Origin of the sequence: Amycolatopsis deserti (assembly GCF_014653945.1) — a bacterium.
GTDB classification, from domain to species: domain Bacteria; phylum Actinomycetota; class Actinomycetes; order Mycobacteriales; family Pseudonocardiaceae; genus Amycolatopsis_E; species Amycolatopsis_E deserti.
Map to the genome: position 1 here is coordinate 302,596 of NZ_BNAU01000001.1, position 23,449 is coordinate 326,044.

Genomic DNA, 23,449 nt, shown 5'->3' on the forward strand with positions numbered 1-23,449 from the left:
GGCGCGGCACCGGACCCCCGGGGGAGGAGGGTTGGACAGCGGAAGAGGCCAGGTCGAGGCGGAGTTCGTACGTGCGCTCGGACAGCTCAGCGGCCTGGTGCGGGGCATCGCCCTCGCCGTCCTCAGCGTCTTCGGCGTCCTGTCCACCCCCACGGGCGCTCTGCCGGTGGCCTTCGCCCTGCTGGGGCTCGCGCTGGTCGCCGGCGCCGCGGACTGCTACCACGCGCTGACCGGCAAGGCCCGCGCCCTGGCCTGTGCCCTCACCTGCGGCCGGGCCGTCGCGATCTGCGTGGCGCAGCCCTGGACCGTGGCCGGCCTGTGGGCGCCGAACGTGCTCACGATCACCGGGATCACCGTGCAGTGGCAGTGGCCACCCCGCGTCACGGTGCCCGTCATCACCGGGCTGCTGGCGGTGGAAGCCGCTGTGCTCGGCCTCGGCGAGGCGGCGCCCACGCTGGTCCGGGTCGTGCTGGAGTCGACGCTGGCCCGGCTGGCGTTCGTGCTGTTGCTGCGCGCCACCCGCTGGGGCGAACGAGTGCGGGACCGGCAGGCGGCACTGGAACGGGCCGAGACCCTGGCCCTGGAGCGGCGTCGCCAGGAACGGGAGTACCTCGCGCTGCTGCACGACACGGCGTCGGCGACGTTCCTCATGGTGGCGCTGCACGAAGCCGAACCGGCGGCCGTCGCCGGATACGCGCGGCGTGATCTCGCGCTGCTGACCGGGGAGCGTGGCGGACCGGCGGCGCACGACAGCCTCGTCGACCTCGAACCATCCCTGCGGGGGATCGTGGAGCAGAGCCCGCTCGCGGTCGGGATCGACTGGGAACCGGTGCCGCTGCTGCCGGCGTCCGTCGCCCTCGCGCTGGCCCGCGCGGTGCGCGAAGCGCTGCTCAACGTCGAGCGCCACGCCGGGGTGACCGCGGCGCGCGTCAGCGTCACCCGCGAGCGGCACGGGGCCGTGGTCACCGTCGCCGACGAGGGCGCGGGATTCGACCCGGAGACGGTTCCCGGGCAGCGGCGCGGCATCCCCGGCTCGCTCGTCGGGCGGATGGCGGCGGTGGGCGGCAGCGCGACCGTGACGTCCCGGCCCGGCGCCGGAACCGTGGTGCGGCTGGTGTGGCCGGATGTCTGATCAGGTCCTGCTCGAGCGGGTGCTGGCCGCCATCCGGATCGTGCTGCTCGGCGTCACCGCCGTTCTGCAGACGGCCATGGCCGGACCCGTGCTGTTCGGCAACCGGTCCGGGTACCACCCGGTCTGGCTCGGAGAGGCCGCGTTCGCCGTCCTGGCGCTCGTGATCGCCGTCAGCTCGGGATGGATCCTGCGGGGCCGTCGCGTGCCCGCGGGGGTGGCGCTGCCGGGGGCGGCCGTGGTGCTGGCCGCCGCGGCCGCCGCGGCCACCACCGTGCCCCCCGAGTGGTACCTGCTGCGACAGCACTGGGCGTTCGGCCTCGTCGGCTGGCACCTGCTCGTGCTGCTGCTCGAACGGACCCGGCCGCTGCTGGCGGCCTTCGCGCTGCACGCCGCGCTCGGGGGTGCGCAGTTCCTGCTGGCGGTGCCGCTGGACCGGATCTGGCTCGGCGAGACCGCCATCGCGATCGTCAGCGTGCTCGGTTTCCAGCTCGCGGTCGGGCTGATCGTCCAGCTGGTCACGCGCCGGCTGGGTCAGATGGCCGCGATCGTGGCCGCCCGCGACCGGGCCGCCACCCGGGCCGCGCTCGCGGAGCAATGGGAACACGACCAGCGGACCCGGTTCGCCGGACAGCTCGGCGCCCTCCTGCCGCTGCTGGCGGGGCTCGCGGACCGCACCCTCGACCCGCGCACCGACGACGTGCGGCACCGGTGCGCGCTGGCCGCCGCCCGGCTGCGCCGGCTGTTCGCCGAGAACGACGACGTGCCGGACCCGCTCGTGCACGAGGTCGCCGCCGCCGTCGAAGTCGCCGAGCGGCGGGGCGTGGCCGTGTCCTTCGCCGTCAGCGGGGAGGTCGTACCGGTTCCCACGGCCGTGCGACGCGAGCTCGCCGAACCCGTCCTGACCGCGCTGTCGGCCGCGCGCACCCAGGCCAGGGTGAGCCTGCTGCGCACCGCGGAGGAGGTCCGGCTCGCCGTGCTCGCGGATTTCGCCGTCACCGCCGGGAGCCCGTCACGTTCCCCCCACGTCGAAGTCACGGCTCACACCCACGGGGACCGGACGCGGATGGAGGCGAGATGGCATGTGACGAGCTGACCGCGGTGGTCGTCGACGACCACCCGGCGGTGCGGGCCGGCGTCGCGCACTGGCTGGCCTCGGGCAGCCCGCCGATCAGAACCATCGCGGAGGGCGACGACGTCCGGGTCGCATGGCTCGACGGCGCGGACGCCGACGTGGTCATCCTCGACCTCCACCTCGGCTCCGTGCCCGCGCTCGGCGATCTCCGCCGCCTGGCCGAAGCCGGCCGGCGCGTCGTGGTGTACTCGATGCGCGCCGACGACGAGATCGCGCTGCAGTGCCTCGAGCTCGGCGCGCTGTCCTACCTCACCAAGGCCGAAGGTGCCGAGCACCTCGTCGAGGCGGCCCGCGCGGCCGCCGGCGGCCGGCCGTACACGCCGCCGTCGCTGGCCGGTGCGCTCGCGGGGGACCGATCCGCGAACCGCCCCGCCCTGTCCCCGAGGGAGACCGAGGTGCTCGTCGAGTGGTTCCAGTCGGAGTCGAAGGACTTCGTCGCCCACCGCCTCGGGATCTCCCAGAACACGGTCAACTCGCACCTCGAGCGCATCCGCGTCAAGTACGCGCAGATCGGCCGGGAGGCCCCGACGAAGGCCGCGCTCGTGGCGCGCGCGATCCAGGACGGGCTGATCAGCGTCGACGACCTGTGACGGGTGTGGTGCGAACGGCCCACACCACGTGTCGTCCGCACGGGTTAACGTCCGGGGCGAGGGGGCTCGCCCGACGGGGAGCCGAGGACGTTCAGGGGTGGCCTGTCATGCGGTCGAGGGGTGCGCTGCGGCTGGTCGCCGTGGCCGTGCTGGCGCTGCTGGTGACCTCGTGCGCAGGGGAGGACGAGGAGCCGCAGCGCCCGCGGGCGACGGTCAACCCGGCACTGCCCGCGGCGACCGCGCTCACCGACCTGGCCACTCCGGTCCCGTCGGGCGAGTTCGGCGTGGTCGCGCCGCACAGCACCGGCGACACGCCGCCGGGCAGCGTGCCGGCGATCCGCATCGCGAGCCCCCTCATGAGGATCACCGCGACCGATCCGGCCGCGTTCGTCTACATCGACCGCACGGCCTACCCGGACGGTGACCACGCCGTCCGGTTCGCGGCCTGAGGTCCTTCCACCGCAAGGAGTTCCATGAAGCACGTCCGTTCCGTCCTGCTCGCTGCCCTGGCGGCCCCGGTGCTGTTGACCGCGTGCGGCAGCGACGACGACTCCACGGCCGGCGCCCCGGCGCCGAACCCGGCCAGCGCCACGACCGCGCCCAGCAGCGTGCCGCCGCCGGAGTCGTCCGCACCGGCGACCGCGGCGGCCGGGGGCGCGACGACCGCGCCGGGCACCGAGCTGAAGCTGGGGGAGCGCGCGGTCGTGCCGTTCGAATACGGCAACTCGAAGTCGGGCACCATCGCGATCACCGTCACCGCCATCGAGCGGGGCGACAACGCGGACCTGGCGGCGTTCGGCGACCGAGCCAAGGGCCTCACCCCGTTCTACGTCCGGGCGACCATCGAGAACGTCGGCGGCACCGACCTGTCCTACAGCTCGGTGAGCCTGCGCGGCCTCGGCGCGGACGGGCGGTCGACGGGCGTGATCATCAGCGGTGACACCGACAAGTGCGAGTCCGAAAGCGCCGGCAAGGACTTCACGACCGCCGGCGCGAAGTACCAGACGTGCGTGCTGACCGCCGCCCGGGAAGGCGGCAGCGTGACCGCCGCCGAATTCGACAAGGGCGACGCCTACTCCGGCTCGCCGCTGGTCTGGAAGAGCTGAGCCACCGCCCGGGGCAGCGCGAGTGCCGTTCCGCCGCGGGCCCGCCCGCGCCGACGGCGCGCGCTGCCCCGGGCGCCGGTCCGGGGCAGCCGGGGGACCGGTGCTCCTTCGGTGCCTCCTCGCGCGCGTCGCGGCCGGTCTCGCCGCCCGCGACAGGCATCGCAGGACGGGGCCGGACGCCACAACCGCGCCGCGGTGCGGAGTTCGCGCCGGCACTGGCGCCAGGGCCGGCCGCCACGCGCCGCCCCGAAGACGCGGAGCTCGGTGCGCCGCCGGCCGCAACCGGGACAACGGACCCGCCGGAACGCCCGGCGCACCACGACGGCGGACATGGTTCTCCTCGACGATCGGTTCGGGACGGGTGGTCAGCTGTCGACCGCGACCGCGGCGCGTTCGGTGTTGCGCCGGGTCTTGGTCCACCCGTTGCGGCCGCGCACGAGCCGGGCGAGCGCGCGCCAGGACGTGATGTAGAAGGTGTAGATGTAGAGCGCGTAGGCCAGGCCCATGCCGAGGCCGCGCAGGAAGTTCTTGCTGCGCAGGCACTTCCACTGGTAGATCGGTCCCCACACGACGAACGGCGCGAGACCGAACGTGCCGTAGATGGCGAAGAGGATCCAGCCGCCGTCGGTGAACCAGGCGCCCATCCGGGACGGATCGGTCACGGTCGCTCCCAGGAACACCAGGAACGGGATCGGGTAGATGAGCGAACCCAGCAGCTGCAGCCACGGCTGCGCGAGGTAGTACATCATCTCCGCGGCACCGAAGGTGCTGATGTGCGCGGAGTCCCAGATGCGGCGCAGGTACCGTCCGCACTGCATGGTCCCCTGCCCCCACCGGGTGCGCTGCGTCAGGAAACGCCGCAAGCTGTACAGCGCCTCCTGGGAAACGTGGGTGTCCGCGGTGAACTCGGTGCGCCAGCCCGCGATGAGCAGGTGCACCCCCAGCTCGAAGTCCTCCAGCAGGGAACCGCGCCACGGCTCGAGCTCGGCTCCGCCGATCGAAGCCAGTGCGGACATCCTGGTGAACTGCCCGTTGCCGCCCATGGAGATCGTGCCGGTGTACCGGCGGGAGGTCTGGATCGCCGCGATCGCGGTGCGGAACTCCAGGTCCTGCAACTGAGCCAGTTTCAGGCCGAACATCCGGCCCAGCCGGGACCGCGACGACGGCGGGGTGTCGCGGTTGCTCATCCACACGTCGACCTGGACGGCGCCGACCCGGGGATCGCCGAAGAGGTGGCCGGCCGAGCACACGTCGAGGCAGTCCGGAGCGGGCCGGCCGTCCGCGTCGACCACCACCACGACCACGCGGTCGTAGTCCTCCCGCAGACCTTGGAAGGCGACGAGCTGCGCGTACGCGGCGTTGAGCGCGTCACCCTTGCCGGTGCGGGCGTGGGGCCGCCTGCGGCGCACCATGTGCAGGTTCGGGTCGGCGACACTGTCGCGAACCCGCAGGCCGGTGACGATCTCCGCGGTCCGGTCGTCGGAGTCGTCGTCCACGATCCACACGTGCGCCTGGGGGAAGGTCGACCGCAGGTAGCGGATCGTGTCTCCGATCACCGCCTCCTCGTCCCGGCAGGGGACGAAGAAGTGCCACGTGAACGCCGAGCTGTCCCCGCTGGGGCGGGGCTTTCGGCGTGCGAACGGTACGACGATGACCGCGACGTAGACGAGGAACGCCACGCTCATCATCAGCGCGAACGCCTGGGTGATGCCCAGGACGACCTGGACGGACTCGTCGCTCACGCGGCTCTCCCCCGGCGCAGGCCGATCCAGACGAACAGCACCAGGGCGATCGCGCCGCCGATGACACTGACGAGTGACCCCATCAGGGTGTGTCCCCAGTAGTAGCCCGTGGAGACGCCGAACCAGTCCACCAGACCGACGATGAGCAGCATCCGGAGCTGGTTGACGGCGGCGACGACGAGGGCGAAGACCAGCAGGGACACCAGGAGGCGCCGGGTGTTGGCGGGGCGCAGGTACCCGAGCACGGCGGTCAGCAGGACCAGCGGGACGAGCAGGAACAGCGACGAACACTCCGGCGTCATCTGCAGTCCCAGCGGCTTGTCGCCGCCCAGGCCGAAGTAGACGGTCTGCCGCGCGCCCGCGACGTACACCCCGTCGTCGCCGATCAACCGCAGGATGCCGCCGGTCACCTCGACCTCCAAGGTGCGGTACGCCCGTTCGCACAGCACCAGCACGCCGACGACGGCGAGCATCGCGAGTACGAGCCACCGGACCCGGACACGGCTGGACAACGGGACAGCGTTCGCCGACATCGACCCTCCACAAGAGACCCCCCACGAGCTCGGGTGAGATTACCCAGAGTTCCCAGAGAACTCCTAGGAGTGCTACCCGCCAGGGGGATCTTTCCCGGATTTGTGTGACGCCGGGCGAGCACCGTCGATAGCAAGATCACGAGCCGGCGCGACGCCGACGGGGCGTCCGCGGCCGTGGAAGAAATCGGAGTGTCTCAATGCGAAGAGCAAGACTCGGGCTCGCCGCCGCGATGGCGGCGGGAGTGGTTCTGCTGAGCGCGATTCCCGCGTCGGCGGCTCCCGGGGACGGGTCGGCCTACGGCGCGGACGTCGACGTCTCCCTGCTCGGGCAGCCGGCCGTGCAGGTGGGGCCGCTCGCCGCGGCGTCGACCGAAGGCCCGGCCACCAGCACGCTCGTGGGCATCGACGTGCCCGGGATCGCCAGCAGCGGAACGGTCCAGACCTCGGCCGAGCGGGACGAGACCACGGGTGCGGTGGACAGCAAGGCGACCGTGGAGGACCTGAGCGTCGGCGTCCTCGGCGCGCTCGGCACGATCAAGGCCGACGCCGTGACGGCGGAGTGCCACGCCACCCAGGACGGCAACGCCGGATCGGCGACGCTGGCCGGGTTGAACCTCGGCGTGCTCGGCACGGTCGGTGCGAACCCGGCCGCCAACACGGTCGTCAACGTGGGCGCGCTGGGCGTCAACGTCGCGAGCATCACCTTCAACGAGCAGATCAGCAACCCGGATGGCAGCTTGACGGTCAACGCCATCCATGTCCGGTTGCTCGGTGGGGTCATCGGATCCCTCGGGTCCGGCGACGTCGTCGTGTCCTCCGCGACGTGCGGTCCCGCCGGGCTTCCGGTGCCGCTGGCCTCCGGTGCGGGGATGTGGATCGGGCTCGGCCTGCTGACCGCGATCGGAGTGCCGGCGGGCGTCTGGTTCAGCCGCCGTCGCGCCGACGCGCACGCCGTCTGACGGGCGAGGGCCGATGTACCGGATGCCCGGCGCCGGGATCACCACCGCCGGTGGCACCGCGGGCACCCTCGCCTACACGGGTGCCGACGTCGGCTGGTGGATCGCGCTCGGCGTGATCCTGCTGCTCCTCGGGATCGCGGCGGTCATCGCCGCGACGCGCCGCAGCAGACGGCTCGCCGATTCCCGGAAATGAGGTCCGCGGCCGCCGCCACGCGCGGCGGCCGCGGTCTCCCCACTCGTCAGGAGGATCACATGGACATCATGCTGCTCGCCGGAACCCGCCCGGAAGCCGTGAAGCTGGCGCCGCTCGCGCTGGCACTGACCGGCCATCCCGCCCTGCGTCCCGTCATCGTCCACAGTGGACAACACGACGCCATGGTCGAGCAGGCGCTCGCGCCGTTCGGCCTCCTCGTGGACGAACGGCTGCCGCTTCCGGCGCGTCGCACCGGAACCCAGGCCGAGCTCGTCGCCGGACTGCTGCCCGCCCTGGACGCGGTCCTGCGCGACCGCCGCCCGGCCGCGCTGGTGGTGCAGGGCGACACCACCACGGTGCTGGCCGGCGCGCTCGCCGCGTTCTGGCGCGGAATCCCGGTCGTCCACCTCGAGGCGGGCCTGCGCACGCACGACCTCTCCGCCCCGTTCCCCGAGGAAGGGGTTCGCCAGATGGTCTCGCGGCTGGCGGCGCTGCACCTCGCGCCCACCGAGGCCGCGGTCGCGGCCCTGCGCGGCGAAGGCGTGCCCTCCGATCGGGTCGTCCTGACGGGCAACACGGTCGTGGATGCCGTGGAACACATCACCGCGCGTGCGTGGCCGGCCAAGAACCGAGCCCTCGCGGAGATGGAGCTGAGGTTGCTCGAGGAGGGGCGGCGGCTCGTGCTGGTGACCTCGCACCGCCGGGAGTCCTGGGGACGGCCTTTGCGGCAGGTGCTGTCCGCGGTGACCGACCTGGTGTCGCGGCATCCCGACGTCGAGGTCCTGTTCCCGGCGCACCCCAACCCCGCGGTGCGGCATCACGTCGGCGCGGTGCTCGGCGGGGTGCCCCGCGTGACGGTCACCGGGCCGCTGGAGTACCCGGATCTGATCCGCGCCCTCCGCCTGGCCACCGTCGTGCTCACCGACTCCGGCGGGATCCAGGAGGAGGCACCCAGTTTCGCGACGCCGGTCGTCGTGTTGCGGGACAAGACCGAGCGCCGGGAGGCGGTGGACAGCGGGCACGCCCGGCTCGTGGGGACCCACCCCGCCGCGATCCTCGCGGCCGCCGAAGACGTGCTGTCGGGGCGGTGGCGGCCGGCCGGGTCGGCCAACCCGTACGGGGACGGCAAGGCCGCACTCCGATCCGTGGAAGCGATCGCCGAATTGCTCGCGCTGCCGGCACACGACCCCGTGCTCAGCGAGGCGGAACCCGTGCCCTGACCAGTCCGCTGCGAGAACCGGGAGAACCGATGGGCGCCGATGACGATCCGCTCACCCCTTACCTGACCGCGTGGCGTTCGGCGATCGACAGCGTGCCGTTCCCGGCACCGGTCGACGCCCCGCCGGCGATCATCGACCCGATCTCCGCCATCGGCGAAGACGACCAGGCCGTCGGCCGGTGATTCCCACGGTCCCTCACCGGCGATGGCGCCCTGGGACGGGAGCCCGCCGGCCCGCCGCCGGGGCGGCTGCCGCCGGTCCCGGGGCAGGGGACCGGCGGCAGCCGGGCTCCTACTCGATCCGGGCGATCACCTCGCCCTGCTTGACCACATCCCCCTCCTGCACGAGCAGCCGCAACACGCCCGCGGCCGGGGCCGGCACCTCCACGTCCACCTTGTCGACCGCGACCTCCGCGAGCAGGTCGCCCTCGCCGACTTGGTCGCCGTCGGCGGCGAACCAGGTGGCGAGCACACCTTCGGCGTCGGGCTGGTTGTCGGAGATGTGCGGGAAGGCGATGTCGGTCATGCGTTCACCAGGCCGAGGATCGCCCGGCGGATCCGGTCCGGCGTCGGCAGCACGGCGTACTCCAGCGGGCGGGCGTAGGGGATCGGCACGTCGGGCACCGCGACCCGGGCGGCGGGCGCGCGCAGCAGGCCGGGGTCGCGTTCGGCGACGCGGGCGATGACCTCCCCGGACAGCCCGAACGACAGATAGTCCTCGTCGACGACGAGGAGCCTGCCGGTGCGGGCCACCGACTCCAGGATCGTGTCGGTGTCCAGCGGGACCACGCTGCGCAGGTCCACGACCTCGCAGTCGACGCCCTGCCGCGCGAGCTCCTCGGCCACGTCGAGCGCGTGGTGCACCGACAGCGACAGCGTGACGACGGTGACGTCGCTGCCGGGCCGTACGATGTTCGCTTTCCCGATCGGCACCACGTGGTCCCCGTCGGGCACCGGGCCGACGGACCGGCGGTTCTTGGCCATCCACGGCAGGCCCATGACCCCCTTGTGGAACAGGTAGACCACCGGGTTGTCGTCGCGGATCGCGGCGGTCATCAGGCCTTTGGCGTCGGCGGGGTTGCTGGGCGCGACCACTTTCATCCCGGGCAGGTGCGCGAACGTGCCCCACAGGCACTGCGAGTGCTGGGCGCCGTCGGAGTACCCGCCGCCCACCGCGGCGGTCAGGACCATCGGGACGGTGACGTTGCCGCCGGACTCGAAGTGGATCTTCGCCATGTGGTTGTAGATCTGGTCCATGCACACGCCGAAGAAGTCGACGAACATCAGCTCGACGATCGGCCGCATGCCTTCGACCGCGGCGCCGATGGCCGCGCCGATGAACGCGGTTTCCGAGATGGGCGTGTCCAGCACGCGCCGCGGCCCGAACCTCTCGAGCAGACCGGTGGTGGAGCTGAAGATGCCGCCGTAGGCGCCGACGTCCTCGCCGAGCACGAAGACGTCCTCGTCGCGTTCCATCTCCTGCGCGATGGCCTCGACCATGGCCTTGGCGGTGCTGAGCTTCCGTTGCACGGGGGCGGAGGACGATGCCGAGGCATCCGTGAGCGTCATTGCTGCTTCTCCTCGTCGGTGGTGGGTTCAGGCCTGCGCGAACACGAAGTCCAGGGCGGTGGCCGGGTCGGGTTCCGGGCTGCGCTTGGCGAACGCGACCGCCGCCTCGACGCGGTCGCGGGCCTGCGCGGCGATCGACGACACCGCGGCGTCGTCGAGCACGCCGGCGGCGAGCAGCTCCTTCTCGTAGGTCGGCAGCGGGTCCCGGCCCGGCACTCCCTCCAGGTCGGACCGGTAGCCCTGCGCGTCGCCCTCGAAGTGCCCCGACAGGCGCAGCGTGTGGACCTCGACCAGGCTCGGTCCCTCACCGGCGCGGGCCCGGGCGACCGCCTCGCCCGCGACCGCGTGCACGGCCTCCACCGAGTTGTCCTCGACCCGGTGACCGGGGATGCCGTACCCGGCGGCCCGCAGCGCGTTCGACGTGACGCACGTCGAGGCGCTGCGCGGCACCGAGATGCCCCAGTCGTTGTCCTCCACCACGAACACGACCGGCAGCTTCCACAGCGCCGCCAGGTTGAGCGCTTCGTGGAACGCGCCCTGGTTGGCCGCGCCCTCACCGGTGACGGCGACCGCGACGCGGTCGGTGCCGCGCCGCTGGAAAGCCAGCGCCTGGCCCACGGCCGGCGGATACCCCTCGGCGATGATGCCGGAGCACGAGAAGTGCGTCGCGGGGTCGAACAGGTGCATGTGCCCGCCCCGGCCCCGGCCGAGCCCGTCCACCCGGCCGAAGATCTCGGCGGTCATCTTCTCCAGGTCGACGCCGTGCGCGATGGCGAAGTGGTGGGGCCGGTGGGTCGCGGTGACGGCGTCGTCGGCGCTCAGGTGCGCGCACACCCCGGCGGCGACCGGTTCCTGGCCGGCGGAGAGGTGCATCTCGCCCGGGATGAGCCCGGCGCCGATGTCGAACACGGGTTTCTTGTCCGCGTGGTATTCGCGGAGGATCGTCTCCTCGTAGGTGCGGATCAGGACCATCATGCGGTACAGGCCCAGCCTGTCCTCCGGTTCCATGTGACCTCCCAATCGGTGTGGGAGTCACTGTCGCGGCGTGGCGCGCCGCGGACAACGGTGCGGATTTCAGATGGTGATAAACGCCGGTCTCCGCAGGTCAGGACAGCAGCGCGAAGGCGCGCGACACCCGTCGCGACGCCCGCTGCAGGGCCACCGGCTGCACCGCGGGCAGCCGGCGCGCGGGCAGCGAGATCGCCACCGCGCCGACGACCCCGGGCGCGCGCACCGGCGTGGCCAGACAGGCCGTGCCGAGGAGGTACTCCTCGCGGTCGTTGAAGATCCCGCCGCCCTCGGCCAGCCGCTGCTCGAGCACCCGCGTGTCGGTGATGGTGTGCGGGGTGAGGTCGGCGAGCCGGTACCGCGAGAGGTGGTCGCGCCGTGCCGCGGGGTCCAGGCACGACAGGATGCACTTGCCGAACGCGGTGGCGTGCGCCGCCTCCTGCACACCAACCCACAGGTCCACGGGTGGCAGGTCGGGAGCGTCGACGATGTCGATCAGCTTGATCTCGCCGCCGGAGTACAGCGACAGGTAGGCCGCGCCGCGCACCTCGTCGCGCAGCGCGCGCAGCACGGGCCGGATCTTGGGCAGCAGCGCGTGCAGCGAGTTGTGCCTGCGCAGTGCGCCGACCTGCTCACCCAGCACGTAGCCGTCGTCGAGTTTGCGGAGATAGCCCTCGTGGAGCAGGGTGCGCAGCAGGTGGTACGTGGTCGGCAGCGGGAGCCCGACGCCACGGGCGAGCGCCTTGGCCGTGACCGGCCGTTCGCTCGCGCCGACCGCGTCGAGCAGGTGCAGTGCACGCTGTACGGAACCGATCAGTGTCGGTCCAGCCGCCATCCCGCCTCACCTCCGCCGCCCCGTTGCCGCGCACCCAGGATGCCGGGTCACGCGCGCGGCGGGCAAGGGATCGGGCCCGACCCGGTGACCCCGCACGGCTTGCCACTGGGCGGCAACAGCCGCTTGGCGTCCCCCAGCGGCGCGGGCACTGTGGACCGCGGAACACCGACACCGCAAGGGAGAAACATGCCTCGGGAGACCGTGCGCCTGGATGACGTCGAGCTGGCCTACCGCGTCGAGGGGGATGGGCCGGAACTGGTCGTGCTGGTGCACGGCTGGCCCCAGACGGGGGAGTGCTGGCGTCACGTCGTCGAGCCGCTCAGCCACGGCCGCACCGTCGTCGTCCCGGACCTGCGGGGCTACGGGGCCTCCGGACTGACCGGGACGGGGTACGACAAGCGCGCCACCGCCGCCGATCTCAGCCGCCTGATCCGCCACCTCGGCCACACCTCGGCGCTGGTGATCGGGCACGACCGCGGCGCCAGGGTCGCCCACCGGTGGGCCCTGGACCGTCCGGACGAGGTGGACGCCCTGGTGCTGCTGGACATCCTGCCGACCCGGGTGGTCATGGACACGTTCGACCGCGACTCGGCGAGCGCGATGTGGCACTGGTTCTTCCACCGCAACGCCGATCTCGCCGAGCAGCTGGTCGCCGGCAACGTCGAGGTCTACCTGGGCCACTTCTTCGCCCGGGTGCGCGAAACCGGCGCCGTCGACGAGGAAACGTTCCGCCACTACGTCGACGCCTTCAGCGAACCCGGGCATCTGCGGGCGTCCTTCGCCGACTACCAGGCGGGGTTCACCACGGACCTCGAACTCGACGAGGCCGACCACGCCCGCGGGGTGCGGCTGGCGGCCCCGCTGCTGGTGCTGTGGGGCGCCGAGGGTGGTCTCGCCGGCCGTGACGTGGTGCAGGTCTGGCGAGACCACCACCGCGACCCCTCCGCGGTCACCGGCCACGCCGTCCCGGGCGGGCACTACGTCCCCGAGGAGGCGCCGGCGGAACTCGTGCGGGCCGTGGAGTCCTTCACACGGCGGTGAGGCCGCCGTCGACCAGGATCGCGACCCCGGTGACGTAGGAGGACTCGTCGCTGGCGAGGAACAGCACCGTGTCGGCGACCTCGCGCACCTCCCCGGCCCGTTTCATCGGCACCCCGTCGATCTGCTTGGCCCGCCACACCGGGTCGGCCGAGCCGCGGGAGGTGCGCATCGGCGGCAGCATGCCCGGTGCGACCGCGTTGACCCGGATGCCGTCGGCGGCGTGGTGCACCGCGGCCGTGCGGGTCATCGACTTCACCGCGGCCTTGGACGCGCCGTAACCCAGGTGCACCCCGAGCTGGCCGATCGAGGCCGAGATGGACGACAGGTTGACGATCGAGCCGCCCCCGGTGCGGGCCATGGCGGCGGCGCCGTGCTTGATGCCGAGGAACACGCCCTTCGCGTTGACCAGCATGAGCCGGTCGAAGAACGCGGTGCTGGTGAGGTCGGGGTCGAACGTGCCGCTGATCCCGGCGTTGTTGACCAGCACGTCGAGCCGCCCGAACCGGTCCACGACTTCGTCGACGGTGGCCGCCCACGCGTTCTCGTCGGTGACGTCGAGGTGCACGTAGCAGGCGGTGCCGCCGGCGGCTTGGATCTCCTTGACGGTCGTGGCGCCGTCGTCGTCGACGATGTCGGCGACGATCACCGTCGCGCCCTCGCGGGCGAAGGCTTCGGCGGTGGCCCGGCCCATCCCGCCCGCCGCGCCGGTGATCAGTGCGATCTTGTCCCGCAGTCGCATGGGTGTCCTTTCCTGGTCAGACGCCGACGCCCGCGCGCCGGCGGTCCGGTGTGGACGAGTGCCGTCCCTTGATCGTCACCGCCACGACGCAGAGCGCCGCGGGCAGGAGGAGCGCGAGGAAGACCTGCCGGTAGTGCAGGCCGATCGCGACGAGCACCGTGCCGGCCGCGGCGCCGGCGATGGCGCCGAACCGGGCGATCCCGGTGGCCCAGCTGGTGCCGGTGGCGCGGATCGACGTGGGGTAGAAGGCGGCCGACAGGATGGGGAACCCGGTGCCGACGGTGTTGGTGAACATGCCGAGCACGAAGATCAGGATCCCGAGGACGACCACGTCCTGCGGGGCCAGCGCCACCAGCACGAGCATGACGGCCGCGCAGCCCATCGCGACGGCCACGGTGCGGTGCAGGCCGAAGGAGTCCATGAGCCAGCCGATGCCGAGGTTGCCGATCGTGCCGCCGGCCTGCAGCAGGAGCCCGATCGTCGCGGCGGCGGTCAGCGAGAACCCGACGTCGGTCATCAGGATCGGCAGCCAGCTGTTCATCAGGTACACGATGAAGAACGCGGCGACGAACCCGGCCCAGATGCACAGCGTGCCGGTGCGGAACCGGGGGGCCACCAGCCCGGCGACCGGGACCCGCGCGGCCACGGGCGGTTCGTCGAGCGTGAAGCGGGTGCCGGGCGGGATCTCCTCGGGCACCGCGCGGGCCATCAGCCGGGCCAGTTCGTCGTGGCGGCCGGCGTGGCGGGCGAGGAACTTGGGCGATTCGGGCAGCGCGAGGCCGACCACGACGGCGTAGGCCAGCGGCAGCACCCCGCCGGCGACCAGGGCCCAGTGCCAGCTCGCGACCTGGACGAGCGCGTTGGTGAGGTAACCGGCGACCGCGCCGCCGAGGGTCATGCCGCAGTAGGTCAGCGACATCATCGCGCTGCGCCGCCGCGACGGGGCGAACTCCGACACCAGGGTGGTGGCGTTCGGCAGGGCCGCGCCCAGACCGAACCCGGTCAGCACCCGCAGCACCGAGAACCACAGAACGTTCGTGGCCAGGGCCGTGACCGCGCTCATCACCCCGAAGAACACCAGCGAGGCGATGATCACCCGGCGGCGGCCCAGGCGGTCCGCGAGCGGGCCGGCGACCAGCGAGCCCAGCGCCAGGCCGAGCAGCCCGCTGGTGACGACCGGCCCGAGCTGGGCCTTGGTGATGTGCCAGTCGGCGATGAGCGACGGGCCGAGGTAGCTGACCATCGCGACGTCGATCCCGTCGAGCGTCACCACCCCCAGGCAGAGCAGCAGCACGCGGCGTTGCAGCCGCCCGACCTTGTGCCGGTCGATGACGCCTTGCAGGTCGAGTGTGGGCATGTGTCCTCCGTTGGACAGGCCGGTCAGGCGGGTGGGCGGCCGGTGAGGGCGCCGTCGAGGATGCGGCGCAGAGCGGCTTCGGTGACGGGTGCGGGGTTGGCGTAGGGAGAGGCGAGTGCCTGGTCGATGACGGCGGTCAGGCCGTCCTCGGGGAGCCCGAGGATCTTCAGCGACATTTCGGCGCCGAGGTCCCGCGCGAGGTGGAACAGGTGCCCGGCCGGGTCGGCGGCGCCGAGTGCGGACCGCAGTGCGGCCAGCGCCGCGGGGACGTGCGGCAGGTTGACCGCCAGCACGTGCGGGAGCACGGCGGTGTGCGTTTGCGCGTGCGGCAGGTCGAAGGTGCCGCCCAGGATGTGGCAGAGCTGGTGGTGCAACGACATCGTGGTCGAACCCAGCGCGGCGCCGGCGAGCCAGGCGCCGTAGAGGGCGTCCGCGCGGGCGTCCGGGTTGGACGGTGAGTCGCGCAGCCGGGGGAGCGCGCCCGCCAGCGCACGCACCGATTCGGCCGCGACCAGCGCGGTGACCGGGGAGCAGTCCGGGGCGTAGAGCGCCTCGGCGGAGTGGGCGAGGGCGTTCACGCCGCTGGTGATCGTCAGCGCGGGCGGGAGCGTCACCGTCAGCTCCGGGTCGTAGAGCACGGTGGCGGGCAGCACCTTGGGGTCCCGGCCGGTGGTCTTGCGGCCGTCCTCGCTCACACCCCAGATCGGGGTCATCTCCGACCCGGCGTAGGTCGTCGGCAGGGCGACGATCGGCAGCCCGGTCTCCCGCGCGATCGCCTTGGCCAGGCCGATCGCCGATCCGCCGCCCACGGCGACGCAGCCGTCGGCGCCGGTCTCCCGGGCCCGCGCGACGGCCGCCGCCGCGACCTCGGCGGGCACGTGCATCGCGGCGTGCGGGTGCCGCGCCGCGACCCGGTCGCGCAGCGGCGCGGCGAGTTCCCCGGCGAGTTCGGCCTGCTCCGGGGTGCTGATCACGATCAGGCGGCGCAGGCCGAGCCGCTCGGTCTCCGCGGCGAGCCGGTGCCGCGCGCCCGCGGCGAACACCACCCGGCCGGGACGGGTCTCGTGGACGAAGTCGCGGGTCATGCGCGGACCTTGTCGAGCACGACGTCGAACTCCAGGAGCCGGAACGGGTTGGCGACGCCGAACCGCTCGGCGCGCGCCGGATCGTCCACCTCGGTCACCGGCCGGACCAGCGACTCCTTCACCCCGAACACGGTGTCGGAGTCCAGGTAGGGGCTGCCCTCGACGAAGACGTGCGTGGTGACCGGCACGTGGCCGTCCGCCTCGGCGATGACGTGGATGTGCGCGGGGCGGTTGGGGTGGCGGCCGGTGGCGGCGAGCAGGCGCCCGACCGGGCCGTCGTCGGGGATCGGGTAGTAGCGGGGGACGACCGTGCGCAGCCAGAACCGGCCGTCGCCGTCGGTGGTGAACAGGCCGCGGAGGTTGCGCTCGGGCTGCACGTCCGGCTGCTGGACGTCGTAGAAGCCGGCGCCGTTGGCCTGCCACACGTCGACCCGGGCGCCGGGCAGCGGTGTGCCGTCCGGCGCGGTCACCCGCCCGGCGAACACGCACGGCTCGCCGTTGTGGTCCAGCGAGATGTTCGCGCCCAGCTCCCGCGGCGGCGACTCGACCATGTGGAACGGGCCCAGGACGGTCGTGTCGGTGGCGCCGGCGGGGGTGCGGTGGTTGATCGCGTCGACCAGCATCGACACCCCGAGCACGTCGGAGAGCAGGACGAACTCCTGCCGCGTGGCGTCGCACCGCTGCCCGGTCTCGGTGAGGAAGGCGATGGCCCGCTCCCATTCCGCCTCGGTCGGTTCGACGTCCTTGACGAACGCGTGCAGGTGCGTCACGAGACTCGTCATGATCGCTTTCAGCCGCGGGTCCGGGGTGCCGTCGAAGCTCGCGGCGACCACCTCGGCCGAGGTCTCCTCGGTGAAACCGGTGGTCATCGGGCCTCCTCGAGGTTGGTGTGCCAGGACGGCGCGGGGTAGCCCGCGCGGTCGAGCACGTCGGTGCCCGCGTCGAACGCCAGGCGGGCCGCGTCCGCGGCGGGGAGCGCGTCGAGGTCGTCGGAGAAGACCTCCACCGACACCGGCGCGGTGACGCCGTGCTCGCGCAGGGCGCGCAGCGTGCCGAGCGTGTCCCCGGCGCCCTGCCCGGGAAGCAGCCGGCGGTGCCGCGCCTCCTCGGTCAGGTCGGGCCCCGGCTGGCGCAGGACATCGCACAGCTGGATGGTGACGATCTTCGATGCGGGAATGCCGGTGAGGTCCGGTGGCTGCCCGCCGGAGCGGAACCAGTGCCACAGGTCGAAGGTGATCCCGCCGTTGGGACGGTCCGCGGCGGCGACGACCTGCCACACCTCGCCGAGCGTGCGGACGTGGCTGTAGGGCAGGAATTCGAAGCCGACCAGCACGCCGTGCGCGGCGGCGCGGTCGCACAGCGCCGCGAACGGCTCCACCAGCGCGGGCAGTGGGTGCTCGGCGAACATCGGGACGTTGAGGTGACGCACGCCGATCCGCTCGGCGAGGCGGAACATCGCCTCCTCCGCCGGGTCCACGCCGGCCGCCCAGTCCCAGGTGTGCTCCAGTTCGAAGACCCGCACGCCGTGCCGGTCGAGCAGGTCGCGGACGTCCACATCGGACATGTCCGCACCGAGGTAGTCGCTCACGCGCAGGCCGATGCCGGTGAACCCGGCGGCGGCCGCCGTGGCGACCCGGGTGGGCAGGTCGGCGAACCGCAGGGTGTTCGCGCTGCAGTTGAGGAACATCGAACGCCTTTCAGTGCGGGTCGCCGGGCGTGGCCGAGCCGGCCAGCCACTTGGCGCCCTCGTCGTAGAGCCGCTGAACCGCGTCCCCGGTGAGCCCGGGCAGTCCGGTGCGGACGGTGAAACCGGCCTTGGTCTGCACGTAGCCGAGGTGGCGGTACCCGGCCGGGAAGCGGTCCAGCAGGCCACGGTCCAGCGCGAGCCGGGCGGCCGGGTCGACCGGGTCCAGCCGATCCTTTTCGTAGATGGGCTGGCGCCGCACGATCTTCCACTGCCCGTCCAGCCGGGCGCAGAAGTCGTAGAACCGGCCGGTGCACACCACGTCGACCTCGATCCCGTCGACGCTCGCCCGCTGGTTGATCGTCATCTTCGTCTGGGCCACGGCCCGGTCGTCGGCGACGTCCGCGGTGTGGCCGCCGAGGAAGTGCAGGATGCTGACGCCGCGGTCGAACCCGGCCTTGCTGGCGGCGATGAACTCCGCGGCCGGGCCCTGGAACCAGGTCGCGGTCATCCAGCCCTCGTCCGGGTGCCAGACGGTGGCGAACCGGTCCCAGTCGCCGGCGTCGCGCCACAGCGCCCAGTTGTCGGTCAGCTCCCGCAGGGCGAGCGCGTCTTCACGGTTGATCACCGGTGTGTCCTTCCTGGTGCGTGGTCATGGGATGTGCGGCGCGAGGTGCGTCCCGGCCGTGACGTGCAGGATTTCGCCGGTGATGGCCCCGGCGCGGGCGGAGAGCAGGAACGCCACCGCGTGCGCGATGTCGGCTGGTTCCACGAGCCTGCCCAGCGGTGAGGCGGCAGCGAACCGGCGCGCGTAGGCCTCGACGAACTCCGGGTCGCCCCGCTCCGCGTTCAACGGCGTGCGCATGAAGCTCGGCGCAACGACGTTGACGGTGACCCCGAGCGCGCCGAGTTCCCGGCACGCCGTCCTGGTCAGGCCGACCAGGCCGGCCTTCGACGCGGCGTAGGCGGCGGAGGTGGCGCCTCCGAGCCACACGCGCGAGCCGATCGACACCACCCGGCCGCCGCCGATGCGGCGCCAGTGCGGGATGCAGTGCTTGATCATCAGCGCCGGGCCGGTGAGGTTGACCGCCTGCGTCGCCTGCCAGGTGGCCGGGTCGAGGTCCGCCAGCGTGTGCTGCGGTTCGATGCCGGCGTTGTTGACCAGCGCGTCGATCCTGCCCCACGCCGCGTCGACCTGGCCGACGGCGGCCCGCACGGACTCCTCGTCGGTGACGTCGGCTTCGACGCCCAGCACGTGGGACGGCTCGCCGAGGTGGTCCGCGGCCTCCTTCGCGCCGCGGCGGTCGAGCAGCGCGACGCGGAACCCGTCGCCGAGGAGGACCTCCGAGATGGCCGTGCCGAGCCCGCCGGCGCCGCCGGTCACGATCGCGACGGGCGCGGTCATCCGCGGACCTTCGCGGCGAACCGGGTGATCTCGTCGGCCACGGCCTCCGGCATCGAGAGCATCGGCGAGTGGCCGGCCTCCAGTTCGCTGGTGGAATCGACGCGGGCGGCCATCATCCGCTGCACCTCCGGGGTGCACGCGCGGTCCAGGGTGCACACCACGAAGTGCGACGGCACCGTCCGCCACGCGGCCCGCGACACGATCCCCGACCGGGTGCTGATGTGCTCGGGCGTCAGGCGCCCGGCCGCGCTCGCCGCGTCGGCGGGGGAGCAGTCGTGGTAGAACGCGTGCTTCGCCGTGTCCGCGTCGATGATCAGGTGGTCACCGACCTGGCGGATGTCGTTCACGCCCGCCTGCGAGCCGGCCTCGGCGTCGTTGACCGACGCCACCGATTCGCCCGGTTCCAGGCAGAACGCGCTCACGAACACCATGCCGCGCACGTTCGGCGCGTCGCCGGCCTCGCCCAGCAGCGCGCCGGAGTAGGAGTGCCCGACGAGCACGACGTCGCCCGGGATCCCGGCCAGGACGCCGGCGAGGTGCTCGCAGTGGCCGCGGAAGGTCGGGTCGCCGGGGGCGCGGTCCTGGCCGGGCAGGGTGACGGCCACGCACGGGTGGCCGTCCCGTTCCAGCAGGCCCGCCACGCGGTCCCACGCCCAGCCGCCGTGCCACATCCCGTGCACGAGGACGACGGTCGGTGCTGTTGTCATCGCAGTACCCTTTCCGCCGCGGGGACCACCTGGTCCGCCGCAGTGTTCTTCTTGTCCCGCAGGCAATGGGTGAGCCCGATGCCCGCGACGTAGATGCCGGAGATGACCCAGATCGTGCCCTCGATCCCGAGCGGCCCGGTCAGCCCGGCGACCACCGGCCCCAGGAACTGGCTCACGCCCGCACCCAGGTTGAGGATCGCGACCGCGCCGCCGATGTGCCGCGGCGCCAGCGACGGCAGGATCGCCGACAGTGGCACGAAACCGGCCAGCGCCGCGCCGTACACCACCGCCACGCCGAGCACCGCCCAGAAGTTGGCGCCCACCAGCTCCGGCACGTAGTAGAACGCCGGCACGGTCACGGCGCAGGCCAGGCCGCCGAACCAGGCCACCGTCCGGACCCGGCCGACGCGGTCGGCGACGTAGCCGAACACCGCGTTGGCCAGGACGTTGACCAGCAGCATGGTGCCCCACACCGTCTGCCATTCCGCTGTGGACAGTCCGACGTCCCGCACCATGTGGGTGGTCAGGAACACGACGAACGCGTAGAAGCCGAGCGTGTTGATCACCCGCACGATGCCGCCGATGCCCACTTTCGGGCGGTGCGCGACGATGGTGAACGCGCCGAGCATCGAGCGCAGGCTCGCGCCGAGGTCGGCCGGTTCCCGCCGGCGGGCCCGGACGCCGAGGACCAGGATGATCCCGCCGGCGCCGATGAACACCAGCGACGAGGCGAGTGTGGCGAACTCGCCGATCAGCGGGATCGCCAGGCCCGCGTAGTAGGACCCCAGCACGCCGAGGCCGAGCATGGAGAAGAACCAGTACCAGCCGACGGCCTTGCCCATCACCGCTTCGGGGGTGTCCAGGGCGACCCACACGAGGAAGCCGTAGGCGAACAACGGGTATCCCAGGCCGCGGATGCCGAAGCCGATCAGCATCAGCGTGAAGTCGCCCTGGGCGAGCGCGAACAGGAACGCGATCTCGAACACGACCCAGATGGCGAAACCGGCCAGCATCACCCGGCGGGGGCCGAACGCCTCGGCGAGCGCGCCGGAGAGCCACGCGGCCACGGCGACCACGAACCCGTAGACGCCCCACAGCAGCGAGACCTGGCCGGCGCCGAACCCGCGTTCGTCCAGGAACGGCGACAGGAACCCGGCTTCGATCCCGTCGCCGACCATGAAGAGGGTGAGCGCGACGAAACCCCAGCGCAGGTTCGGGACGATGCCCTGGCGGGCCCAGAAGCCGCTCATCGTCGCGACCGCGCAGTGGCAAGCGGCGCGCTGCCGTCGTGGATGTCGTTCACCGTCGAAACCTCCTCGTTCCGGGCCTGGTGGGTGGTGCTGCCAGCGATCCTCAGGCGCGAACGGCGTTCTCGACCAGTGTTGATTGCCATCCAGTGGCAACGCCGGTTACGGTGGGGACGTGGCCGGCCGCACGAACTCACCCGGGGAAACCGTCTCCCGCCGGCTGCTCACCGTCCTGGACTGCTTCGACGTGGCCCACCCGGCGCTGACGCTGACCGAGATCGCCAAGCGCAGCGGGCTGCCGATCTCCACCGCGCGCCGGCTCATCACCGAACTCCGCGACTGGGGCGGCCTGGAGCGCCTCGCCGACGGCCGGTACCGCATCGGGATGCGCTTGTGGACGATCGGCACGCTGGCGCCGCAGCAGCGCGGTCTGCGGGAGGCGGCGCTGCCGTACATGCACGACCTGTTCCAGGCCACGCAGGAGAACATCCAGCTGACGGTGCTGGAGGGGCACCAGGCGCTGTGCATCGAGAAGATCTCCAGCACCAAGGCGGTGCCGACGCTGACCCAGGTCGGCGGCCGGCTGCCGCTGCACGCGACCGGTATCGGGAAGTGCATCCTGGCGTTTTCCGGCAAGGAGCTGCTGAAGTCCCTCGCCGAGGCCGGCCTGCCCCGGATGACCCCGCACACGATCACCCAGCCCGGACGGCTCGCGACCGCGCTCGCCGAGGTGCGCAAGACCGGCGTCGCCTACTCCTACCAGGAGATGACGCTGGGCGCGGTGTCGGTGGCCGCGCCGATCCTCGCCCTGGACGGCCGGGTGCGCGGGGCGCTCGGCATCGTGGCGCACTCGAGAGCCGCCGTGGAGCGCCTCGCACCCGCCGTCCGCACGGCGGCGCTGGGGATCGCGCGCTCGATCCGCTGAGCGTCAGAACGCGCGCAGCTCGGTGTCGATCGCGGTGAGCAGTTCGGCGTCGTTGGCCAGGGTGGGGTCGATCGCCGCGAGCACACCGCGCGCGGGTTTTTCCGCGCGCGCCAGGGGCACCAGCTCCGCGGCGCGTGCGTCCCGCACCTCGGGGCCGCGCAGGTAGGCCAGCCACGCGGCCAGCCCGGCGACCGCGCTGTGCGGCAGCCGCCCCCGGGCCCGCTCGCGGTGCAGCACCGGGAGGAGCCGGACCGGGATCTTGTGCGAGCCGTCCGCGGCGATCTGGCTCAGCAGGTGCCGGATGCCGGGCGCGGCGAACCGCTTGCGCAGCCGCCGCTGGTAGCCGGTGACCTCGGCGGGGGAGAGCGGCAGGTACGCGGCGGCGGTGTCCCACCAGGACTCCACCAGCCCGCCGAGCGCCGGATCGCCGGCCGCCTCGGCGACGGTGGCGTGCCCGCGGGCGAGCCCGGTGTAGGCGAGCAGCGAGTGCGCGGCGTTGAGGAACCACAGTTTGCGTTGCTGGTACACGCCGATGTCGTCGACGAACCGCGCCCCGGCCCGCTCCCACGCCGGGCGGCCGTGCGGGAAGGACCCGGCGATCAGCCACTCGGTGAAGGGTTCGGTGACCACCGGCGCCAGGTCTCGCAGCCCGGTGAGCTGGTGAACCCGCAACACGTCCCGATCCGTGGTCGCCGGGGTGATGCGGTCCACGACCGTGCTCGCGATGGCGACCTCGTCTTCCACCCACTCGGCGAACGCGGACTCGTCGCACACCTTGCGCAGCACCGCGCGCAGCACGTCCCCGTTGTCGGCGAGGTTGTCGCACGGCACGAGCGTGATCGGGGCGGCGTTGGCGTGGAAGCGCGCCCGCAACCCCGCCACCAGCCGGGACACCGCCGAGTCGGCGCCCGGCTCGGGGACGGTGTAGGCGGCTTCGGTCACCGTGAGCGTGATCAGCGCGACCTCGGGCGAGGCCACGTCCGCCAGCCACTGCCGGGTGTCCGCGCCGGGGTGCGCGCGCGTGATCGAGCCGACCGGTTCCACCCGGTCACCCGCGTCCTCGCGCACGAGCAGGGAGAACACCCCGCCCTGGCGGGTGAGCAGCCGCGGCAGTTCGGTGTTGCGGAACGTGTAGGCGGCGATGCCCCACGTCTCGTCGGCGGCGGTGTACCACGCCTGATGGGCCCGGTGGAACGCGCCGAGTCCCAAGTGGACAGCGCGGACGGGCGCCGGTGCGCCGG

The 23,449-nt window shown here is 72.8% G+C and carries 27 protein-coding genes; 11 read left to right on the forward strand and 16 right to left on the reverse strand.

Annotated elements, in window-relative coordinates; translation table 11 throughout:
- Nucleotides 1-31: 31 nt before the first annotated feature.
- The 5 genes from IE290_RS01440 (at nt 32) to IE290_RS01460 (ending at nt 3,960) form a co-directional block, all read left to right on the forward strand.
- Entirely contained in the window at nt 32-1,132 is a 1,101-nt protein-coding gene (locus IE290_RS01440; RefSeq protein ID WP_191242657.1) for a sensor histidine kinase, read from the forward strand.
- Nucleotides 1,125-2,225: a hypothetical protein gene (locus IE290_RS01445; RefSeq protein WP_191242658.1), complete on the forward strand. Its 1,101-nt coding sequence runs from the start codon at nt 1,125-1,127 to the stop codon at nt 2,223-2,225. Before IE290_RS01440 ends, IE290_RS01445 begins: the two co-directional genes overlap by 8 nt.
- Entirely contained in the window at nt 2,207-2,854 is a 648-nt protein-coding gene (locus tag IE290_RS01450; protein ID WP_191242659.1) for a response regulator, read from the forward strand. Before IE290_RS01445 ends, IE290_RS01450 begins: the two co-directional genes overlap by 19 nt.
- 107 nt (nt 2,855-2,961) lie before the next feature.
- The gene (locus IE290_RS01455; RefSeq protein ID WP_191242660.1) at nt 2,962-3,303 is read left to right on the forward strand and encodes a hypothetical protein; all 342 of its coding nucleotides are present in this window, start codon (nt 2,962-2,964) and stop codon (nt 3,301-3,303) included.
- A 24-nt stretch (nt 3,304-3,327) separates the two neighbouring features.
- Entirely contained in the window at nt 3,328-3,960 is a 633-nt protein-coding gene (locus tag IE290_RS01460) for a hypothetical protein (RefSeq protein WP_191242661.1), read from the forward strand.
- A gap of 365 nt (nt 3,961-4,325) precedes the next feature.
- On the opposite strand, the gene IE290_RS01465 is transcribed toward IE290_RS01460, so the two are convergent.
- Complete coding sequence (locus tag IE290_RS01465) at nt 4,326-5,702, reverse strand: XrtP-associated glycosyltransferase (protein ID WP_505606740.1); 1,377 nt, start codon at nt 5,700-5,702, stop codon at nt 4,326-4,328.
- Nucleotides 5,699-6,235 (reverse strand): exosortase P, encoded by a 537-nt coding sequence (gene xrtP / locus IE290_RS01470; RefSeq protein WP_191242662.1) that lies wholly within the window; start codon nt 6,233-6,235, stop codon nt 5,699-5,701. The genes IE290_RS01465 and xrtP overlap by 4 nt, the downstream gene beginning before the upstream one ends.
- A 197-nt stretch (nt 6,236-6,432) precedes the next feature.
- On the opposite strand from xrtP, the gene IE290_RS01475 reads away from it, so the two are divergent.
- Genes IE290_RS01475 through IE290_RS01490 form a run of 4 tightly spaced genes read left to right on the forward strand, consistent with a single transcriptional unit; the run spans nt 6,433 to nt 8,789 of the window.
- A complete protein-coding gene (locus IE290_RS01475; protein ID WP_191242663.1) occupies nt 6,433-7,194 on the forward strand; it encodes a choice-of-anchor protein CoaP in 762 nt (253 codons plus the stop codon).
- A 13-nt stretch (nt 7,195-7,207) separates the two neighbouring features.
- The gene (locus IE290_RS01480) at nt 7,208-7,387 is read left to right on the forward strand and encodes an LAXTG motif-containing small protein (RefSeq protein ID WP_191242664.1); all 180 of its coding nucleotides are present in this window, start codon (nt 7,208-7,210) and stop codon (nt 7,385-7,387) included.
- 59 nt (nt 7,388-7,446) lie between these two features.
- Nucleotides 7,447-8,607, forward strand: a complete 1,161-nt coding sequence (gene wecB, locus IE290_RS01485) for a non-hydrolyzing UDP-N-acetylglucosamine 2-epimerase (protein WP_191242665.1) — start codon at nt 7,447-7,449, stop codon at nt 8,605-8,607.
- Between the two features lie 29 nt (nt 8,608-8,636).
- The gene (locus tag IE290_RS01490; protein WP_191242666.1) at nt 8,637-8,789 is read left to right on the forward strand and encodes a hypothetical protein; all 153 of its coding nucleotides are present in this window, start codon (nt 8,637-8,639) and stop codon (nt 8,787-8,789) included.
- A 109-nt stretch (nt 8,790-8,898) separates the two neighbouring features.
- On the opposite strand, the gene IE290_RS01495 is transcribed toward IE290_RS01490, so the two are convergent.
- The 4 genes from IE290_RS01495 to IE290_RS01510 all read right to left on the reverse strand — a co-directional run bounded on the left by IE290_RS01495 (nt 8,899) and on the right by IE290_RS01510 (nt 12,018).
- Nucleotides 8,899-9,132 (reverse strand): biotin/lipoyl-containing protein, encoded by a 234-nt coding sequence (locus tag IE290_RS01495; protein WP_191242667.1) that lies wholly within the window; start codon nt 9,130-9,132, stop codon nt 8,899-8,901.
- On the reverse strand, nt 9,129-10,175 hold the full coding sequence (locus tag IE290_RS01500) for an alpha-ketoacid dehydrogenase subunit beta (RefSeq protein WP_191242668.1): 1,047 nt from the start codon (nt 10,173-10,175) through the stop codon (nt 9,129-9,131). Before IE290_RS01500 ends, IE290_RS01495 begins: the two co-directional genes overlap by 4 nt.
- A gap of 27 nt (nt 10,176-10,202) precedes the next feature.
- On the reverse strand, nt 10,203-11,183 hold the full coding sequence (locus tag IE290_RS01505) for a thiamine pyrophosphate-dependent dehydrogenase E1 component subunit alpha (RefSeq protein ID WP_191242669.1): 981 nt from the start codon (nt 11,181-11,183) through the stop codon (nt 10,203-10,205).
- Nucleotides 11,184-11,280: 97 nt separating this feature from the next.
- Complete coding sequence (locus tag IE290_RS01510; protein ID WP_191242670.1) at nt 11,281-12,018, reverse strand: IclR family transcriptional regulator; 738 nt, start codon at nt 12,016-12,018, stop codon at nt 11,281-11,283.
- A gap of 186 nt (nt 12,019-12,204) precedes the next feature.
- Between IE290_RS01510 and IE290_RS01515 the strand changes: the two genes are divergently transcribed.
- Complete coding sequence (locus IE290_RS01515; protein WP_191242671.1) at nt 12,205-13,059, forward strand: alpha/beta fold hydrolase; 855 nt, start codon at nt 12,205-12,207, stop codon at nt 13,057-13,059.
- Here IE290_RS01515 and IE290_RS01520 read toward each other — a convergent pair.
- From IE290_RS01520 to IE290_RS01560, 9 genes are read right to left on the reverse strand one after another with little or no spacing between them, the layout of a single operon-like run.
- Nucleotides 13,046-13,798: an SDR family NAD(P)-dependent oxidoreductase gene (locus IE290_RS01520; RefSeq protein ID WP_191242672.1), complete on the reverse strand. Its 753-nt coding sequence runs from the start codon at nt 13,796-13,798 to the stop codon at nt 13,046-13,048. The two genes, IE290_RS01515 and IE290_RS01520, sit on opposite strands and share 14 nt — an antisense overlap.
- A gap of 16 nt (nt 13,799-13,814) precedes the next feature.
- Nucleotides 13,815-15,155 (reverse strand): MFS transporter, encoded by a 1,341-nt coding sequence (locus IE290_RS01525; protein ID WP_191242673.1) that lies wholly within the window; start codon nt 15,153-15,155, stop codon nt 13,815-13,817.
- A 23-nt stretch (nt 15,156-15,178) separates the two neighbouring features.
- Nucleotides 15,179-16,240: a maleylacetate reductase gene (locus IE290_RS01530; RefSeq protein WP_191242674.1), complete on the reverse strand. Its 1,062-nt coding sequence runs from the start codon at nt 16,238-16,240 to the stop codon at nt 15,179-15,181.
- The gene (locus IE290_RS01535; protein WP_191242675.1) at nt 16,237-17,109 is read right to left on the reverse strand and encodes an intradiol ring-cleavage dioxygenase; all 873 of its coding nucleotides are present in this window, start codon (nt 17,107-17,109) and stop codon (nt 16,237-16,239) included. The genes IE290_RS01530 and IE290_RS01535 overlap by 4 nt, the downstream gene beginning before the upstream one ends.
- Nucleotides 17,106-17,927, reverse strand: coding sequence for a sugar phosphate isomerase/epimerase family protein (locus tag IE290_RS01540; protein ID WP_191242676.1), 822 nt, complete (start codon nt 17,925-17,927; stop codon nt 17,106-17,108). The genes IE290_RS01535 and IE290_RS01540 overlap by 4 nt, the downstream gene beginning before the upstream one ends.
- Before the next feature lie 10 nt (nt 17,928-17,937).
- On the reverse strand, nt 17,938-18,552 hold the full coding sequence (locus IE290_RS01545) for a nuclear transport factor 2 family protein (protein ID WP_191242677.1): 615 nt from the start codon (nt 18,550-18,552) through the stop codon (nt 17,938-17,940).
- 24 nt (nt 18,553-18,576) lie between these two features.
- Nucleotides 18,577-19,329 (reverse strand): SDR family NAD(P)-dependent oxidoreductase, encoded by a 753-nt coding sequence (locus tag IE290_RS01550; RefSeq protein ID WP_191242678.1) that lies wholly within the window; start codon nt 19,327-19,329, stop codon nt 18,577-18,579.
- Nucleotides 19,326-20,036, reverse strand: a complete 711-nt coding sequence (locus tag IE290_RS01555; RefSeq protein WP_191242679.1) for an alpha/beta fold hydrolase — start codon at nt 20,034-20,036, stop codon at nt 19,326-19,328. The genes IE290_RS01550 and IE290_RS01555 overlap by 4 nt, the downstream gene beginning before the upstream one ends.
- A complete protein-coding gene (locus IE290_RS01560; RefSeq protein WP_191242680.1) occupies nt 20,033-21,286 on the reverse strand; it encodes an MFS transporter in 1,254 nt (417 codons plus the stop codon). The genes IE290_RS01555 and IE290_RS01560 overlap by 4 nt, the downstream gene beginning before the upstream one ends.
- A 172-nt stretch (nt 21,287-21,458) precedes the next feature.
- On the opposite strand from IE290_RS01560, the gene IE290_RS01565 reads away from it, so the two are divergent.
- Nucleotides 21,459-22,208, forward strand: coding sequence for an IclR family transcriptional regulator (locus tag IE290_RS01565; RefSeq protein ID WP_191242681.1), 750 nt, complete (start codon nt 21,459-21,461; stop codon nt 22,206-22,208).
- Between the two features lie 3 nt (nt 22,209-22,211).
- Here IE290_RS01565 and IE290_RS01570 read toward each other — a convergent pair whose 3' ends face one another.
- Nucleotides 22,212-23,417, reverse strand: a complete 1,206-nt coding sequence (locus IE290_RS01570) for a mannitol dehydrogenase family protein (protein ID WP_229874029.1) — start codon at nt 23,415-23,417, stop codon at nt 22,212-22,214.
- Between the last annotated feature and the right edge of the window lie 32 nt (nt 23,418-23,449).